The organism is Burkholderia pyrrocinia, from assembly GCF_018417535.1.
Taxonomy (GTDB): Bacteria; Pseudomonadota; Gammaproteobacteria; order Burkholderiales; family Burkholderiaceae; genus Burkholderia; species Burkholderia pyrrocinia_E.
On record NZ_CP070979.1, the window covers coordinates 870,821 to 886,985 of the forward strand.

18 protein-coding genes are annotated in these 16,165 nt (G+C 63.4%); 9 read left to right on the forward strand and 9 right to left on the reverse strand.

The features are described 5' to 3' along the window. Positions 1–5: 5 nt before the first annotated feature. The 3 genes from JYG32_RS36870 to JYG32_RS36880 all read left to right on the forward strand — a co-directional run bounded on the left by JYG32_RS36870 (position 6) and on the right by JYG32_RS36880 (position 2,543). Positions 6–986: an asparaginase gene (locus JYG32_RS36870; protein WP_213267668.1), complete on the forward strand. Its 981-nt coding sequence runs from the start codon at positions 6–8 to the stop codon at positions 984–986. Next, positions 983–1,690: a GntR family transcriptional regulator gene (locus tag JYG32_RS36875; protein WP_213267669.1), complete on the forward strand. Its 708-nt coding sequence runs from the start codon at positions 983–985 to the stop codon at positions 1,688–1,690. Before JYG32_RS36870 ends, JYG32_RS36875 begins: the two co-directional genes overlap by 4 nt. Positions 1,691–2,135: 445 nt before the next feature. Further along, positions 2,136–2,543 carry a DUF3224 domain-containing protein gene (locus JYG32_RS36880; protein ID WP_213267670.1) on the forward strand — a complete coding sequence of 136 codons (408 nt, stop codon included), beginning with the start codon at positions 2,136–2,138 and terminating at the stop codon, positions 2,541–2,543. 140 nt (positions 2,544–2,683) lie between these two features. Here the strand turns inward: JYG32_RS36880 and JYG32_RS36885 are convergent, their stop codons facing one another. The 4 genes from JYG32_RS36885 to JYG32_RS36900 all read right to left on the reverse strand — a co-directional run bounded on the left by JYG32_RS36885 (position 2,684) and on the right by JYG32_RS36900 (position 6,352). Beyond that, positions 2,684–4,249, reverse strand: a complete 1,566-nt coding sequence (locus JYG32_RS36885; RefSeq protein WP_213267671.1) for a methyl-accepting chemotaxis protein — start codon at positions 4,247–4,249, stop codon at positions 2,684–2,686. Between the two features lie 306 nt (positions 4,250–4,555). Continuing rightward, positions 4,556–4,975: a VOC family protein gene (locus JYG32_RS36890; protein ID WP_249744912.1), complete on the reverse strand. Its 420-nt coding sequence runs from the start codon at positions 4,973–4,975 to the stop codon at positions 4,556–4,558. A gap of 160 nt (positions 4,976–5,135) precedes the next feature. After that, entirely contained in the window at positions 5,136–5,420 is a 285-nt protein-coding gene (locus JYG32_RS36895; RefSeq protein WP_174378082.1) for a cupin domain-containing protein, read from the reverse strand. Positions 5,421–5,524: 104 nt separating this feature from the next. Next, positions 5,525–6,352: an SDR family NAD(P)-dependent oxidoreductase gene (locus tag JYG32_RS36900; RefSeq protein WP_174378081.1), complete on the reverse strand. Its 828-nt coding sequence runs from the start codon at positions 6,350–6,352 to the stop codon at positions 5,525–5,527. Between the two features lie 99 nt (positions 6,353–6,451). Between JYG32_RS36900 and JYG32_RS36905 the strand changes: the two genes are divergently transcribed. The 3 genes from JYG32_RS36905 to JYG32_RS36915 all read left to right on the forward strand — a co-directional run bounded on the left by JYG32_RS36905 (position 6,452) and on the right by JYG32_RS36915 (position 7,918). After that, positions 6,452–6,826, forward strand: coding sequence for a heavy metal-responsive transcriptional regulator (locus JYG32_RS36905; RefSeq protein WP_034180335.1), 375 nt, complete (start codon positions 6,452–6,454; stop codon positions 6,824–6,826). A gap of 385 nt (positions 6,827–7,211) precedes the next feature. Then, positions 7,212–7,415 carry a cold-shock protein gene (locus JYG32_RS36910; RefSeq protein ID WP_011549079.1) on the forward strand — a complete coding sequence of 68 codons (204 nt, stop codon included), beginning with the start codon at positions 7,212–7,214 and terminating at the stop codon, positions 7,413–7,415. 278 nt (positions 7,416–7,693) lie between these two features. After that, entirely contained in the window at positions 7,694–7,918 is a 225-nt protein-coding gene (locus tag JYG32_RS36915; RefSeq protein ID WP_174378080.1) for a hypothetical protein, read from the forward strand. Between the two features lie 192 nt (positions 7,919–8,110). Here JYG32_RS36915 and JYG32_RS36920 read toward each other — a convergent pair whose 3' ends face one another. The 3 genes from JYG32_RS36920 to JYG32_RS36930 all read right to left on the reverse strand — a co-directional run bounded on the left by JYG32_RS36920 (position 8,111) and on the right by JYG32_RS36930 (position 10,954). Then, entirely contained in the window at positions 8,111–9,238 is a 1,128-nt protein-coding gene (locus JYG32_RS36920) for an aminotransferase class V-fold PLP-dependent enzyme (RefSeq protein ID WP_213267672.1), read from the reverse strand. Positions 9,239–9,469: 231 nt separating this feature from the next. After that, positions 9,470–10,009 (reverse strand): AAA family ATPase, encoded by a 540-nt coding sequence (locus JYG32_RS36925; RefSeq protein WP_213267673.1) that lies wholly within the window; start codon positions 10,007–10,009, stop codon positions 9,470–9,472. Between the two features lie 234 nt (positions 10,010–10,243). Beyond that, positions 10,244–10,954, reverse strand: a complete 711-nt coding sequence (locus JYG32_RS36930) for a TetR/AcrR family transcriptional regulator (protein WP_213267674.1) — start codon at positions 10,952–10,954, stop codon at positions 10,244–10,246. Between the two features lie 53 nt (positions 10,955–11,007). Here JYG32_RS36930 and shc point away from each other — a divergent pair, with 53 nt between their 5' ends. Beyond that, complete coding sequence (gene shc / locus JYG32_RS36935; protein ID WP_213267675.1) at positions 11,008–13,062, forward strand: squalene--hopene cyclase; 2,055 nt, start codon at positions 11,008–11,010, stop codon at positions 13,060–13,062. Positions 13,063–13,196: 134 nt separating this feature from the next. Here shc and JYG32_RS36940 read toward each other — a convergent pair whose 3' ends face one another. Continuing rightward, entirely contained in the window at positions 13,197–13,859 is a 663-nt protein-coding gene (locus tag JYG32_RS36940) for an ankyrin repeat domain-containing protein (RefSeq protein WP_213267676.1), read from the reverse strand. Between the two features lie 116 nt (positions 13,860–13,975). Between JYG32_RS36940 and JYG32_RS36945 the strand changes: the two genes are divergently transcribed. Next, complete coding sequence (locus tag JYG32_RS36945; RefSeq protein ID WP_213267677.1) at positions 13,976–14,260, forward strand: hypothetical protein; 285 nt, start codon at positions 13,976–13,978, stop codon at positions 14,258–14,260. Continuing rightward, positions 14,257–14,628 (forward strand): cupin domain-containing protein, encoded by a 372-nt coding sequence (locus tag JYG32_RS36950; RefSeq protein WP_174378075.1) that lies wholly within the window; start codon positions 14,257–14,259, stop codon positions 14,626–14,628. Before JYG32_RS36945 ends, JYG32_RS36950 begins: the two co-directional genes overlap by 4 nt. 30 nt (positions 14,629–14,658) lie before the next feature. Here JYG32_RS36950 and ampC read toward each other — a convergent pair whose 3' ends face one another. After that, on the reverse strand, positions 14,659–15,828 hold the full coding sequence (ampC, locus tag JYG32_RS36955; RefSeq protein ID WP_213267678.1) for a class C beta-lactamase: 1,170 nt from the start codon (positions 15,826–15,828) through the stop codon (positions 14,659–14,661). Positions 15,829–16,165: the final 337 nt, after the last annotated feature.

Here is a 16,165-nt window from a genome sequence, read left to right on the forward strand (position 1 = left end):
TCAGCATGACGCCGTCGGATGCCGCCGGCGGTGTCGTCCCGAAGCTGGATGCCGCTCAGCTGGTTGCGGCCGTGCCGGGGCTGGGGGAACTGGCTGAACTCCTCGTGGAGCCGCTCTTTCAGTTGCCAAGCGCTTCGCTGGGTGTCGAACAGCTGCTGGCGTGCCTGGCGTGGGGCGAGCGCAAGATCGCGGAAGGCGCGCGAGGCGTCGTCCTGACGCAAGGCACCGACACCATCGAAGAGACCGCCTTTTTCCTGGATCTGTACTGGCGCCATCCCGAGCCGCTGGTCATTACTGGCGCGATGCGCACGCCGATGTCCGCGGGCGCCGATGGCCCGGCCAACCTGTTGGCGGCCGTTCAGGTGGCGATGGACGATGAGAGTCGTGGGCGCGGCGTGCTGGTTGTGATGAACGACACCGTGCACAGGGCGCGATGGGTCTGCAAGTCGGATGCCCTATCGGTCCAGACCTTCGCGTCATTCGACGGAGGGGCCGCGGGGCGAGTGGTCGAGGGGCGGCCTGAGTATTTTCATGGGCCCGGAAACCGGCCGTTGGCGAACTCGCCCAAGCGCCCGTTTCCAAAGGTCGCGGTAATCCCGGCCCTGCTGGATGACGACGGCGACCTGGCCGCGGCCGCGCTCGATCTCGGCTATGAAGCCATCGTGGTCTCCGCGTTTGGCGCCGGACACGTTTCCACCGGTTTCGCCGAGCAGATCGAACGCCTGGCCAAGGCCGTACCCGTGGTGATCGCGAGCCGTACCGGTGCCGGGGCGACGGCCTCCCGGACCTATGGCTTCGTGGGCTCCGAAGTCGATCTGGCACGGCGCGGCGCCATCCTTTCGAAGTGGCTCCATCCATTGAAGGCACGGCTGCTGCTGGGCGCGCTGCTGGCCGCCGACACACCGCGCCAGCAGATCCCTGAGGCATTCGCGAAGTGGAGTACACTGCCACGCCATTCGTTCACCAACCAGCAGCCAGCGCCTTGAAGACTTCGTCAATGCCCACGCCCCGAGTGCAAGCCGCGCCGTCGCGCCGGCTTACCGCCTACCAGTATGCGGTGCAGACCTTGCGCGCCGACATCCTGCAAGGCCGGATGGCGGCGGGCGAACGCTTGCGTCAGGATGACCTTGCCAAGCGTCTGGAGATGAGCACGACGCCGGTGCGGGAAGCATTGCGCACGCTGATCTCGGAGGGGCTGGTATTTTTCGACGCGCATCGAGGCGCGGTTGTGCGCGGACTGACGCTTGGCGATGTGCAGGAAATTTACCGACTCAGGAAAGTCCTCGAGCCCATGATGGTCGACGAGGCGATGCGGGGCATCACCTCGGACGATATCGCGCGGGCCGAGACGTTCCACGAAGAGATGCTGCAGACGCAGGATGTCACGCGCTGGACGGAGCTGAATCTGGAGTTCCACGCGGCACTCTGGGCATCCCAAGCCAACAGCAGGCTTGCCCATCTGGTCAAGACGCTGCGCGACGCTGCTGCGCCCTATATCGCGCTGTCGCTCTATATGAGCCCGGAGCACATCGCGCGCAGCAACACCGAGCACGACGACATCCTGACCCAGTACAAGCAGCGCGATGCCGAAGCGGCCAAACGCCAGACCATCCTTCATCTGGACGACACGCTGGAGATTATCGTTCGGGCAATCGACAACTCCGAGGATGTGGACAGCGGCGGCGCATAGCGGGTTTTGTCGCAATAAGGATACCGGAGTACGGTCAGCCGACACCGATGCAAATTGCCTGCAAGTCAATGCTTGTCGGCTCGAGGCATACTTCGTTCAGTACGACGAAGAATTTACGCTCAGTCCGCGTACTTTCCGTTGCACATTCGTTTCAAAAAAAACGCAGGGGAACGTCGAAGCAACCATTCCGTGCGTCGATTTCAAAGTACCTCAGCGCCGAATCCGAATCGCGGTGTGCGAGATTCGCCGATCACCCGTAAGGGCCCTGCCAATTCAGACGTTTAGTCACGGGTGCGGGTGGTTAAAGACGGGATGCCGATTATCGCCGCAAGCGCGACGCGGCATACGATCCACGGTCTATCCCGGCTGATAAAGCAAACCGTTACCTCCGACACAACCCGATTGGCCTATAGTGCGGAGTGCCCATTCGACGAGGAGATCTCCAATGAAACTGCAGGCCAACGGTCCGTTTGAAGTGAAGCTGAATCCCGAATCCCTGAGTAGCGTTGCAGAAAATACCGGGCTCGGCCGCATGTCACTGGACAAACAATTTCACGGCGACCTGGAAGCCGTCAGCCACGGCGAAATGCTCGCGTTTCGAACCACTGTTCAGGGCTCCGCCGGCTACGTGGCAATGGAAACCGTGCAAGGCACGCTGGGTGGCCGCCAAGGCAGCTTCGTCCTGCAGCACAGCTCCACCCTGACCCGTGGTCAGCCGAAGCAGTCGATCACCGTCGTGCCCGATTCCGGGACGGGGGAATTGCAGGGACTCTCCGGCTCGATGATCATCAACATCGACAACGGTCAGCACTCGTACACCTTCGACTACGAATTGCCTGAAGCGCCGCAGTGAATCGACACACAATGGCGCCGCTGGACGGTAACGCGTTTCAGCCTCTCGCGCGCCATACGAACAGCGGCGGCTTCATTCGTCAGCGCGTCACGAAAGCATTCGACATCGACAATCCGGCTGCGGTCGCGGACATAAGTCCGTCACGCGACTGCCTCGTCACGTAGCCGAAACTGCGCGACCGCCGCGCTTAGCCGTGAACCCTGTTCGTCGAGCGACAGCGCCGCGGCCGCCGCCTCCTCGACCAGCGCCGCATTGCGTTGCATCGTCTGCTCCATCTGGATGACCGCGGCGTTCACCTGCTCGATGCCTGACGACTGTTCCTCGAAGGCGTTGCTGGTTTCGCTCATGATCGCGTTGACGCGTTCGACCACGGCAACGAGTTCGGCCATCGCCGAGCCGGCCAGTGTGACGAGGCCGCTGCCGTCTTCGACGCGTCGTGCGGAATTGCCGATCAGGTCCTTGATTTCCTTCGCCGCCGACGCGCAGCGCTGCGCGAGCCCGCGAACTTCCGTCGCGACAACCGCGAAACCGCGCCCCTGCTCGCCGGCACGCGCGGCTTCGACGGCAGCATTCAACGCGAGAATGTTCGTCTGGAACGCGATGCTCTCGATCACGCCGACGATGCCGGAGATTCGCGCGGAGCTGTGCGAAATCTCGGACATCGTCTCGACGACGCGCCGCATCGCGTCGCCGCCGCGCGACGCGATGCCGGCCGCGCCCTCGACGTAAGTGCGTGCATCGCGCGCGTTGTCCGCATTCTGGCGCACGGCCGCGGTCAGTTGCTCGACGCTCGCCGCCGCCTGCTGCAGCGACACGGCCTGCTGCTCGGTGCGCGCGGACAGGTCGACGTTGCCGCTCGCGATCGTGCGGACGTCGCCGACAATCGTTTCGGTGCTCGCGCGCACCTGGTTGACGGTGTCGACGAGACCGTCCTGCATCCGCTTCAGCGCATTCAGCAGATAGGCCATTTCGTTTGCGTCGGGAATGACGACCGTGCCGGTCAGGTCGCCCTTCGAGATTTTTTCGAATTGGTCGACCGCGAGATTGATCGGCTCGATGATCGCCTTCGCGAGCACGCGCTGCGCAAAGAAGCCGACGACGAGCGCAAGCACGGCGACCGTCGCCATCCCCCATACGATCCGGTGGAAATGCACGCCGGCTGAATCGTAGCGGGCCTTTTCGCGCGCGACCTGGAACGACTCGAGCGCGTCGATCGCATCCTGGTACGCGGCGAACAGCGCCGGTGGCGCGGTGCGCTGCGTGTCGAGGAAGTTGAACGCGTCGTCGCCGTCGAGCTGCGACAGCGCCTTCAGGAACACGCGGTCGAGCAGCGCGCGACGACGGTTCTGCAGCGTGTCGAACAGCGCCTGCTCGTCGGCGTCGCGCGCGTGCAGGCGCGTGTAGGCATCCAGTTCGTCGTTGCTCTGCTTGAGGAGCGTGTGGAGTTGCGCGATTTCCGCCTTGCCCGACTGGCCGGCGCTGATGATCTGCGCGACGTCGCTCATCCGTTCGCGCAACACGAGCATCCGCTCGGAGCTGGTCTTCAGGTGCAGCAGCGACGCGGTGTCGTCGCGGTACATCGCCTCGAGCGACCCATTGCTCATGTAGAGGCCGGCGATGCATGCGCCGACCACCAGCACGAGCAGCACGGTATAGCCGGCGATGGTCGCGACGAGTCCGCCACGGATGGTGAATTGTTTTCGCATGACGTTCCCTTGCGCTGGCCATGCGCGGCCAGCAGCGGATGTGGATTCCGGATCACGAAAGACGAGCGCCGCGTCTCGACACGCGGCGCGTGGGCTGCGAACGAGTTAACGGCGGGGGCGGCGGGAAGGTTTTATCCGCACGCGACGCGAATCTTGACGATTGCGACAGATGGAGGCGGAAGCTGCGTGCAGCCGGTGCGTTCGCTGTCAAGCGAAGCGGGGCTGGCAGGGCCCCGTGGGCCGAATTCTCGCAACTGCGGACGGACAGCGAAACCCTCCGGTCGCGCCTTGTGCGGCAATGATCGGCTATCCGTCGTTGGCGAGCCTTGAACGGATCTCGTCAACCGGGAGGTCGCGCTGGTGCGTGGCGATCTGCCATGTGTTTCCCCACGGATCCGTCACCATCGCGCGCCTGTCGCCGTAGGGCATGTCGGCTGGAACTTCGAGCGAAATCGCATTCGCGGCAATCGCTCGCCGATAGGTCGAATCGGCATCCTCGACATAGACGTACAGAAACGCCGGCATCGGATTGCGCAGGCCATCTCCGCCGCTGATCATCACGACGGAATCGCCGATCCGGATTTCGGCAGGCAGCCCGGCACGGAATTCGCCCTGTGCGTGAAACACCGTCCGGATGAATTCGATCAGGTTTTCCGGATCGCGGACGACGATTCGGGGCGTGACGGTATGCCATCCATCGGGCTGAAATGTGGCCATGATGCGCATCCTCCGACGAGATTTCCGGGGGGTATTGTCCTCCGGGCGCCGGCGGTCTGCAAAGGGGCGGTTACAGCCGATTGCGTTTGTCGGCAACCGGCCACAAGCCGTCAGTCGGCTGGGCCAGTCCGAAGCGGCCGTTCGTCAGTGCTTCCTCTCAGGAACTGCCTTAGCGAATCTCCACCTCGATGAATACCACCTCGCGGTCGGTCGCGTTGACGACGTTGTGTTCCACCCCCTTCAACCCAGCGTAACTTTGCCCTGCGCGCAGTTGCGACTCCCGGTTGCCTTGCGCTGTCTCGAGGAGAAGTTGGCCGTCCGTTTGCGGCACCACGACATAGTCATGCCCGTGAACATGCCAGCCGGTCTCGGCGCCGGGTGCAAATCGCCACTCGGTGACGATCACACGTTCATTGAATACCTGCTGCGTTGGAACTGCCTGCGGACGATCCATGAATGTTTCCTCAGCGAAGTGGGCAACGAGGTTAGTCGGGTATCCGCCGAAGACGATCTGCGGATCGCAACGTCGAGAGACTACCATGTGGAAACAGCGCAACCCTACGCCTTGAGATCTGTTGCCGCGAGATCCAGAACTTCTCTTGGGCGAAGGATTTTTTCCACGAGCCGAGCCGACATCTGGCGGCTCAGTAGTCTCTGCAAATTCGCAAGCAGTCGATTTCGCGCCCCCACAACCCGATAGCTCAGATTGCGATCGAGCGCCCACAACGCATCCTGCACCACGTTCGCGACCGGCATCGGCACGCCGACTGCTGCCTCTTTCGCGCCAACAACGTCGAAAAAGGCCGTTTGCGTCGCGCCAGGACATAGCGCGACGACCCGGATGCCTCGATGCCGGTTCTCAGCCCAGACAGCTTCCGAAAATGACAGGAGAAAGGCCTTCGTCGCGCCGTAGACGGCCATATACGGATCGGGCTGGAATGCCGCGGTTGACGCGACGTTGATGACTGCGCCCTCGGATCGCGCTTGCATCCCCGGCAGCAGAAGATGAGTCAGCTCGATCGCGGCGATGCAGTTCACCAGGACTTCATCGCGCTGGCGCGTCAACGGAATCGTTTCAAAGCGCCCGTAAGCTGCGAAGCCCGCGTTGTTGATCAGCACATCGACGAACGTGCCGGTCCCCTTCAGATGACGATCGATCGTGTCGACGGCGTCGGCCGCACTCAGGTCGACCGTCAGAAAATTGGCGTCGCACGCATAGTCGCGTCGCAGTTCTGCGGCCAGATCGCGCAGCTTGTCGTGAGAGCGTGCGACCAGCAGGAGTCTCGCACCGCGTTCGGCCAACGCATAGGCAAACGCGCGCCCGATACCTGACGATGCACCCGTGACGAGTGCTGTTTTTCCGCCAAAATCGAAAGATTTGCTCATAGCGTGCTGATGGAGTGGAACGGGAGTTGCACTCTAAACCGTTGACTATAGGCAACGGTCAAGCGTAAATGATGTTCCACGACATTGATTGGAGGCAGCATGCGCATCGGCGAGCTATGCAAGCGGGCGGGTGTATCGCGCGACACCGTCCGTTACTACGAGCGCATGGGTCTGCTGGATAAAGCAACACAACCTAACGCGACGAACACTTACAAGCGCTATTCCGAACTTTCGTTACAGCGGATACGGCTGATCGTCCACGCGAAGGCGTTGGGTTTCACGCTGGCGGAAATTGGCGACGTTGTCCATGTATGGGAAAGTCCGACGTTCGGCGTTGACCAAAAGGTCGCGTGCCTGCAAGCAAAGCTCGCCGAACTCGACGCAAAGAGTCTCGCGTTGATCACGCTGCGAACAGGGTTGCTGAATGCGTTGGCGAAAGTTGGCGGCGATTGTGTCGAAGAAGAAATAGCGTGATGAGTCGCGGGTGTGCAAGTGTCATGCTGCCTCGAACAGGCACGTCAATGGCCGCTTTGATCGCACGCGAGAGTCCGCTCATGGTCGTTCAGAGCCCCGACCGCGTTAGGCTCTGTCCAACCTGCACGCCAAGCCAGGTATGGCGCGCAGCCAGTCAGGGCCACATCGCTTTACCCGCAAAACCGCCCGTCTGGTAAAACAGTTACAAGATAAATATTGACGCCGGCACTACCCGGCGGTTAGTGTATGCCCTGAAGTTCAAGAAGTTCGATTGCTGTTCATCAATTGATCGCCCCTCAGCGGTATTCGTTGTCCACTCCCTCCTTGATGCTTCTCCCGCTCTTCAACAGAGCAAATCTCCGTATTTTTTTCTCAAGGATTCTTCATGGATACCGGTATCGTCAAGTGGTTCAACGACAGCAAAGGCTTTGGCTTCATCACTCCGGACAAGGGCGGCGACGACCTGTTCGCTCACTTCTCCGAAATCCGAGCCGACGGCTTCAAGACGCTGGCTGAAAATCAGAAGGTGAGCTTCGAAACGAAGCAAGGCCCGAAGGGTCTGCAAGCGGCCAACATCAAGCCGCTGTAAAGTTTGAAGGACCCGGCCTCCCGAAACGGACGCCGGGTTGCAGCGACATCCTCGCGGAGCGTTGTCTCCCAAAGTTGGCGCGATCGCTTATAGCTGCATCTGTTTATTCAGCAGCTTGCCAAGCGCCACACGCCTCGTTGCACTTCATTCTCCCCTCTGGCTGCAAGGCCCTTTTTCGCATTCCGACTGCTTCAGATTCAGCTCGCAATGGCTTTGAATCGGCGCATCCGTGCACATTTCGCACGGCACGCGCGCATTCGCACATCATTAAAATTAAAATGCACAACAAACGAATTCAACAATACAACGGCTATGCCGTCCAACCTTCGGCACATCGTTTGCCCGACGGTAGTTTTTCATCCAACCTGCTGCTCGAACGCACCGATGGCTCGCGCGCCGAAGGCCGCTACCAGTTCTATTCGCTCGATTACTTCAAGAGTGAAGCGCAGGCGCTGCAGCACTCGACACGCTGGGCACGCAACTGGGTCGACACGCGCGGTTAAAGGCCACGACCCAGCACCAGACGTTCAACGCATATGAAGCACCAGGGCGCGCGCAACAAAGCGCGCCCAAACATCACGCGCGATCGATTCGTTATCTTCCGATTCGATCTGCACGCCCGGTTCGAACTTCCGGATTTTCTCTTTCGACGTCGCCGGCAACGATTCCGCTGCGCACCTGTTCCGCAAAACGATCTAAATGACGCGCTCCAGCGCGTCGGAGAACCTGGCGACCGCACCTTCGACGTCATGCAGTTTTTCCAGACCGAACAATCCGATACGGAAGGTCTTGAAATCTTCAGGCTCGTCGCATTGCAGCGGAACGCCGGCCGCGATCTGCAAGCCGACATCGGCGAATTTCTTGCCGGATCGAATGCCGTCATCGTCCGTGTAGCAGACCACGACACCCGGTGCCTGAAAACCCTCGGCCGCCACGCTCCGGAAACCTTTATCCGCCAGCAGCGCACGAATGCGCTTGCCGAGTTCAAGCTGTTCCGCTCTCACCTTGTCGAAACCGTATGCGTCGGTTTCCTTTATCACGTCGCGCAGCGTCGCGAGACTGTCCGTGGGCATCGTCGCGTGATACGCGAACCCGCCGTTCTCGTACGCCTCCATGATCTGCAGCCATTTGCGAAGATCGCACGCGAAGCTGGTGCTGGCGGTCGCATCGATTCTTTCGCGGGCGAGCGGGCTGAGCATGACCAATGCGCAGCAGGGTGATGCACTCCAGCCCTTTTGCGGTGCGCTGATCAGGACATCGACGCCGCTTGCCTGCATGTCGACCCAGACCGTGCCGGACGCGATGCAATCCAGTACGAACATACCGCCGACGGCATGCACGGCGTCGGACACCGCACGCAAATACGCATCGGGCAACATCATCCCGGAGGCGGTTTCGACATGCGGCGCAAAGACCAGATCCGGCTTGTGTTCCCTGATCGCGGCGACCACTTCCTCGATCGGGGCCGGCGCATAGGCGGCCTGTCTGCCCTGTTCGACCGGACGCGCCTTCAGCACCGTCGTTTCAGACGGAATGCTGCCCATGTCGAAAATCTGCGACCAGCGGAAACTGAACCAGCCATTGCGGATGACCAGACACTTCTGGTTCGTCGCGAACTGCCGGGCGACGGCTTCCATGCCGAACGTCCCGCTGCCCGGGACGACGACGATCGCCTTCGCGTTGTAGACCTTTTTCAGGGAAGCGGAAATGTCGCGCATGACGCCCTGAAAGAGCTGCGACATGTGATTGATCGATCGGTCGGTGTAGACCACCGAATATTCGAGGAGCCCCTCGCGGTCGACATCGGGAAGTAAGCCTGGCATGGTCGTCTCCGGTACAAGATGAACAATGGCATCAGGGCGAGCAGTGTCCGTGACTGGGTACCGCTGCACCGATGCAAATTCGTTTTTTTCTCGACGAAAGCCGATTCTAACGAAGGTCGCCCGCAACTTGGCGCTTATTTTGTCTGCTATTTGGCGCACGCATGAAGGTGCGCGCGCGCCGGCGGGAGCGGAGCGCGGGCGGCAAACCCGTCGTGCGGTAACGACGCGAGGCTACGCGCTGACGGCCCCCGTTTCGTCATAAGTCACGATACTCAACCCTTCGGTCGGATCCGGCGCGACGAAGTACCGCGTGATCTGCTCAAACTCGGCTTCCGACGCCTGGAACGGATGCTCGCCGCGCGCATTGCGCGCACGCAGACGCGCCTTGCAAACCGCATCGCCGACATCAAGGTAATGAAGTCGATGGCCGCAGCCGGCGGCCTGCGAAACGCCGCATCCCCACGCACGCGCCGCCACGGTATTGAACGGAAGATCGAGAACAACCGAAATGCCGGCGCGCAACACGGCACGGACGTGACCGGCGATCACATCCTTGACGCGCGTTGCGCAGCGGACATAGTCGTCGATCGACAGAATCTCGCCCGGATAGAGGCGAGCAAGCCAATCGTCTTCGCTGATCAACAGGGTCCGCTCGGCGCTCGCGAGCGTCGCGGTCAGCGTCGATTTTCCGGACGCGATCTTGCCGCATACCATGTGAAGCAAAACCGGGGCATTCGATGCTGTCGCGTGATGCGTCGTTTCAGTCTGCATTTCCAGGTTCTCCGTCGATTGCCCAGAAAGCAAAAACCCGCCTTCCGGGCGGGTTGCGATCACATGCATTCAGTCGATGGCTACCCCGCCGGCAAAGTTGCGGCGCGAATAATCGAAAGGGTATGCAATCGGTTCATGCGCACCAGCATAACCAACCGCCCGATCGTGAGCAAGCGGGTGAGAGGCCAAGGCCGCGCGACAACGTGACCACGTCGTTCTTCCAGCGCGTCCACGTCATGCCGCCCCACCGCCCTCCTTCGGAAACACGCCCTTGCTCATCGCATCCAGTTGCCGGACGATCTCCGAGCGCAACTCGGCCGACACCTCGACGCTGTCGAGCAATTCCGAAATCCACAGCCCGTCGGCCGCGAGCCGACAAATCATCAGCGTCGCCGCCCGCTCCAGCGGCACGGGATCGGGCCGCGTCCATTCCCGCATCGGCACCGACCAGCGCGCGCGCGTCTCCTGCTCGGTAATCATCGACGCGACCAGCACGCGCAGCACATCGGTACTCGCCGCCGGATTGGCCGCATCGAGCACCGCATGCAGATAGGCCCGTGCCGCCGCGCCGTCACCGCTGGAATCGGCGGCTACCCGCGCGGCCATCTGCGCGGCGAACCGCTCGGTCGCCTGCCCGAACAGCGCATCCAGCAGCCCCTGCTTGTTCGCGAAGTGATACTGCAGCGCGCCTTTCGTCACGCCCGCACGCTCGGCCACCGCATCGAGCGTCAACGCGGCCACGCCGTGATGCGTCGCAATCTCCGATGCGGCCGCCAGCAATTGCGCGCGCACCTGATCCGGCGCTTTTTTCCGCCGCACGCCGGCAGCGGCCGCGGCCGCGGCCACCGGCGCCGATGATCCTTCGGACGCCCGTGCAGCGGCCGTTCCAGCCGGTTCGACAGGCGCGGACACGTCGTGCGGCGCGGGTTCAAGGCGTTTTTTCATGGTGCGAATGTTAGCACCCGAGCGTCTCGATATAAACATTCCGGCTGGATGGTATGATCCGCCGCATGAACAAACCCACCCCATCCCCCTGGTCCGCGCTCGACACCGCCATCGCCCGTGGACGCGACGCGCTCGTGCGTCTTCAGCAGCCCGACGGCAGTTGGTGTTTCGAACTCGAATCCGACGCGACGATCACCGCGGAATACATCCTGATGATGCATTTCATGGACAGGATCGACGACGTCCGCCAGGAGAAGATGGCGCGCTACCTGCGCGCGAACCAGCGGCTCGACACGCATGGCGGATGGGCGCTGTACGTCGACGGCGCGCCGGACGTGTCGTGCAGCGTGAAGGCGTATTTCGCGCTGAAGGCGGCCGGCGACAGCGAACACGCGCCGCACATGGTCCGTGCGCGCGACGCGATCCTGAAGCTCGGCGGCGCTGCGCGCTCGAACGTATTCACGCGCATCCTGCTCGCGACGTTCGGCCAGGTACCGTGGCGCGCGGCGCCGTTCATGCCGATCGAATTCGTGCTGTTCCCGAAGTGGGTGCCGATCTCGATGTACAAGGTCGCGTACTGGGCGCGCACGACGATGGTGCCGTTGCTCGTGCTGTGCTCGCTGAAGGCGCGCGCCCGCAATCCGCGCAACATCTCGATCCGCGAACTGTTCGTCACGCCGCCGGACGAAGAACGTCACTACTTCCCGCCCGCGCGCGGCATGCGCAAGCTGTTCCTCGCGCTCGACCGCACGGTCCGGCATATCGAGCCGCTGATGCCGAAGCGCCTGCGGCAGCGCGCGATCCGCCATGCAGAGGCGTGGTGCGCGGAACGCATGAACGGCGAGGACGGGCTCGGCGGCATCTTCCCGCCGATCGTGTACAGCTACCAGATGATGGACGTGCTCGGCTACCCGGACGATCATCCGCTGCGGCGCGATTGCGAGAACGCGCTGGAAAAGCTGCTGGTCACGCGGCCCGACGGCAGCGTGTATTGCCAGCCGTGCCTGTCGCCGGTGTGGGACACCGCATGGAGCACGATGGCGCTCGAGCAGGCGCGCGGCGTGGCGGCGCCGGAAGCCGGCGAGCCGGCCGGCGCACTGTGCGAACTCGACGCACGTATCGCGCGCGCGTACGACTGGCTGGCCGAGCGCCAGGTGAACGACTTGCGCGGCGACTGGATCGAGAACGCACCGGCCGATACCGAGCCGGGCGGATGGGCATTCCAGTACGCGAACCCGTACTACCCCGACATCGACGACAGCGCGCTCGTCACCGCGATGCTCGATCGCCGCGGCCGCACGCATCGCAATGCGGACGGCACGAACCCGTATGCGCCGCGCGTCGCGCGCGCGCTCGACTGGATGCGCAGGCTGCAGTCTCGCAACGGCGGCTTCGCGGCCTTCGACGCCGATTGCGACCGCATGTACCTGAACGCGATCCCGTTCGCCGATCACGGCGCGCTGCTCGATCCGCCGACCGAAGACGTGTCGGGCCGCGTGCTGCTGTGCTTCGGCGTGACGAAGCGCGCGGACGACCGCGCGTCGCTCGCGCGCTGCATCGACTACGTGAAGCGCACGCAGCAGCCCGACGGCAGCTGGTGGGGCCGCTGGGGCACGAACTACCTGTACGGCACGTGGAGCGTGCTGGCCGGCCTCGCGCTCGCCGGCGAGGACAAATCGCAGCCGTACATCGCCCGCGCGCTCGACTGGCTGCGCGCACGGCAGCATGCGGACGGCGGCTGGGGCGAGACGAACGACAGCTATATCGACCCGCAGCTTGCCGGCACCAATGCCGGCGAGAGCACGTCGAACTGCACCGCGTGGGCGCTGCTCGCGCAGATGGCGTTCGGCGATTGCGAATCCGACTCGGTGAAGCGCGGCATCGCGTATCTGCAGTCGGCGCAGCAGGACGACGGCTTCTGGTGGCACCGCTCGCACAATGCGCCGGGCTTTCCGCGCATCTTCTACCTGAAGTATCACGGCTATACCGCGTACTTCCCGCTGTGGGCGCTTGCGCGTTATCGGCGGCTTGCGGGCGCTGCGTCGTCGGCGAACTCGGCCGCGCGAAGTGCGGCAGCAGTGGAGGCCACCGACACGGCAGTCGCCTGAGCGACGACGCGCCGGGGCGCCGCAGCACACCCGGCGCGTCGCTATCGAATACCCCTTCGCCGTCGGCACACCGCGCTGCCGAATCGCGCCGTACGCTTCTCCCGCATCCTGACGATGCGCTGCGCAAACTCGCGTCAGACGAATCCCTCTTCAACCAGCGTGCAACCATTCGCCGTGATCTCGTGCCGCTGGCCCGAGCCGCCGACCACGCGGCTCCAGCTCTCGGACACGAGCATGTCCGCGCCGCCGTCCGTGCGCAGCGCATAGCCGAATCCGCCGTACATGCCCGGCACCGCGAACCACATGCGTTCGGCCTGCGCGTCGAGTTCGAGCAGCGGTTCGAGTTCTGGCAAGCGCAACGCATCGACGCGCAGGTGCGCGATGCGGCCGACGATCATGTCGTGGAAATGGCGCTGGATGTCGCGCAGCGTATCGTCGGGCACGAAGCGCCGCGGCTGCGGCGTCAGCATGTCGACGAGATGCCGATGCCCGCACGTCACGGCAATATCGACCGCACGCTTGCGTTGCGCATCGCGCAGCATCCGCCATGCACCGAGCCGCAGCAGTTCAACGACGACCTCCTGCGGCGCGCCGCCATACGCGGCCTGGTGCAGCGGCGCATAGAGCGACGTGCCGCCGAGCCGCGTTGCGTTGACGAGCGCGGGTGCTTTCGCAACGCAGTCGAGCATCGTCGCCCAGTCGCCGTTCCTCGCCGCGTCGGCCAACGCGTGCCGGCTCGCGACCTGCGCGTCGTCGAGCACGTCGGCGCCCGTGATTCCGTCCCATGCGATGCTCAATTGGCTCTCCTTGTGTATCGCGTTTGCGTGACCGTGTCGCCCGCACATCATAAGCGCTCGTCACGGCTGCGCGATCACGCATCGCGTCTCCGGGCCGACGACGCGTCGAGCGCATCATGATCCAGCAGCAGGTTCAGCAACTTGCGGCGCGATGCGATGCCGAGCTTCGCGAACGCGCACCGCGCGCAGGTATCGATCGACGACGGCCGAATGCCGCGCTCGTACGAGATCGCGCGACTCGAGAACCGGCTCCGGCAACAACCGAAATCCGGCAACTGACGGGGCCGGCACATCGATCTGCGAAGATGTCGGATGCAGGACCGTTTGTCGCCATGGAATCGCACGGGCGCGCCGCCGGCGCGCCCCACTCCACCCAACTCGACGAAGCAGGAAAATCATGATCGACGTTTCATCCATTACCGACGCGCTCGCCCCGAGCGGCGAACCGACGCAGTACCGCGTGTCGCCCGAGAAACTGATTTCGGGCGATCCGCTGCAAACGCTCACGCCCGGCTTCGCGAGCCCGTGCGGCCGCTTCTCGACCGGCATCTGGGAAAGCACGCCCGGTTGCTGGCACGTCGCCTACACCGAAGCGGAATACTGCGAGATCCTGGAAGGCACGTCCGTGATCACCGACCTGGACGGAAACAGGAAGACCCTTCGTGCCGGCCATCGTTTCGTGATTCCGCCGGGCTTTCGCGGCACGTGGGAAGTCGTCGAACGCACGCGGAAGATCTTCGTCGCGTACGACGAGCAACCGCCCGAGTAAGCGGCGGCGCGTCATCCGCCGGTAGAAGCGTTACCGTCCGCCGTCGAGCGACGAGAGAATCCGGTATGCGGTCTTCACGCGGTCCTCGATCGGGAAGCTGCGGTTCGCGAGCATCACGATCGCGATCCGCTTCGCGGGAACGAACGCGACATACGTGCTGAAGCCGTTGGTCGAGCCCGTCTTGTTGATCCACGTGTCCGGATTCGGCGCGAGCGGCGGCTCGATCGCGCTGGCCGGCGTCGCATTGAACAGCATCTTCGGCGCATTGCCTTCGAGCAGCGTCGGCAGTGCGACCGGATACGGATACTGCTCCCAGATCAGGTCCTGCGTCAGCGGCCCCGCGCGGAAATAGCCGGTGTGCGTACGCTCGATCGCGCGCTGCAGCCTCGGCGCCGTTTCGACCAGACCCATGTTCGCCTGCACGAAGCGCAGCAGGTCGGCCGCCGTGGTCCGGACGCCGTACGCCGGCTGCCACAGCATGCCGCCCGTCATCCGGATCGGCTTGCCGTCCTGCGTATAGCCCTGCGCATAGTCGGCCGTGCGCGCATCGGGCACGTTGATATAGGTATGCGTCATCCCGAGCGCGGGAAAGAGCCGCTGCTCCATCAGCACCGAGAAATCGCGGTTCATCGCCTTCGCGGTGAGCCACCCGAGCATCCCGATCGCGACGTTCGAATACGTGCGGCGCGTGCCCGGCGCATACGCCGGCTGCCATGCGTCGAGATAGCGGATCAGGCCGGCGTCGTCGCGGATGCTGTCCGGCACCTGCAGCGGCATGCCGCCAGGCGTGTGCGTGCCGAGCTCGAGCAGCGTCACGCCGCCGAACGGCTTGCCCTGCACCGCGGGCAGGTACTTGGCCGCAGGGTCCGCCAGCGACAGCTCGCCGCCCTCCTGCGCGTCGGACGCGAGCGTCGCGGTCAGCGTCTTGCTGACGGAGCCGATTTCGAACAGCGTATCGCCGGTGACGGGCTTGCCGGATTGCGTCGACATCACGCCGTAGTCGAACACGTAGGGCTTGCCGTCGGCGACGATGCCGATCGCCATGCCGGGAATGGCGTACTGCTTCATCAGCGGCGCGACGTGGCGGGTCACGGTGTCGTGGATGCCGTCCTGCGTGACGGCGGCTGCGCGGCCGGCCGCGGCGGTGGCGCACGCGGCGACGAACAGGGTCGCGGCGAAGCGTGTCGCGTTGAATCGCATGGTTGCGGTTCCTTTGATATCGGATGGTTGCGTGGACAACAGATCCTGCCGCGCCGCGCGAAGATCGTGGCGGCCGGCCTGTCGAAGCAGGACTATCCACTACCGGCCGGCCGCCAACAATCGACGATATGTTGCGCGAGCCGAAAGAAAAACTTATGAGATCCGCGAAGCGCCGGAGTGCAACGCTGCAATTCCGAGTCGCTCACCGATTTTCCGGAAAAACCTGTCGGTTTTAACAGCATCCAATCCGGCAGCCGGATGGCGTTGCATTGAAATTCGATGAAAAAGAGATAAGTCCTGTCAGATTGGCGAGCGCCGGCTCACCGGGCGATTGATT

Coding starts and splice junctions, on each gene's coding strand:
- JYG32_RS36915 (WP_174378080.1), top strand. CDS start 7,694: ATGCACAACAAACGAATTCAACAATACAACGGCTATGCCGTCCAACCT.
- shc (WP_213267675.1), top strand. CDS start 11,008: ATGATCCGCCGCATGAACAAACCCACCCCATCCCCCTGGTCCGCGCTC.
- JYG32_RS36885 (WP_213267671.1), bottom strand. CDS start 4,249: ATGCGAAAACAATTCACCATCCGTGGCGGACTCGTCGCGACCATCGCC.
- JYG32_RS36925 (WP_213267673.1), bottom strand. CDS start 10,009: ATGCAGACTGAAACGACGCATCACGCGACAGCATCGAATGCCCCGGTT.
- JYG32_RS36890 (WP_249744912.1), bottom strand. CDS start 4,975: ATGCGCATCATGGCCACATTTCAGCCCGATGGATGGCATACCGTCACG.
- JYG32_RS36880 (WP_213267670.1), top strand. CDS start 2,136: ATGAAACTGCAGGCCAACGGTCCGTTTGAAGTGAAGCTGAATCCCGAA.
- JYG32_RS36945 (WP_213267677.1), top strand. CDS start 13,976: ATGATCCAGCAGCAGGTTCAGCAACTTGCGGCGCGATGCGATGCCGAG.
- JYG32_RS36910 (WP_011549079.1), top strand. CDS start 7,212: ATGGATACCGGTATCGTCAAGTGGTTCAACGACAGCAAAGGCTTTGGC.
- JYG32_RS36870 (WP_213267668.1), top strand. CDS start 6: ATGACGCCGTCGGATGCCGCCGGCGGTGTCGTCCCGAAGCTGGATGCC.
- JYG32_RS36905 (WP_034180335.1), top strand. CDS start 6,452: ATGCGCATCGGCGAGCTATGCAAGCGGGCGGGTGTATCGCGCGACACC.
- JYG32_RS36900 (WP_174378081.1), bottom strand. CDS start 6,352: ATGAGCAAATCTTTCGATTTTGGCGGAAAAACAGCACTCGTCACGGGT.
- ampC (WP_213267678.1), bottom strand. CDS start 15,828: ATGCGATTCAACGCGACACGCTTCGCCGCGACCCTGTTCGTCGCCGCG.
- JYG32_RS36920 (WP_213267672.1), bottom strand. CDS start 9,238: ATGCCAGGCTTACTTCCCGATGTCGACCGCGAGGGGCTCCTCGAATAT.
- JYG32_RS36930 (WP_213267674.1), bottom strand. CDS start 10,954: ATGAAAAAACGCCTTGAACCCGCGCCGCACGACGTGTCCGCGCCTGTC.
- JYG32_RS36895 (WP_174378082.1), bottom strand. CDS start 5,420: ATGGATCGTCCGCAGGCAGTTCCAACGCAGCAGGTATTCAATGAACGT.
- JYG32_RS36950 (WP_174378075.1), top strand. CDS start 14,257: ATGATCGACGTTTCATCCATTACCGACGCGCTCGCCCCGAGCGGCGAA.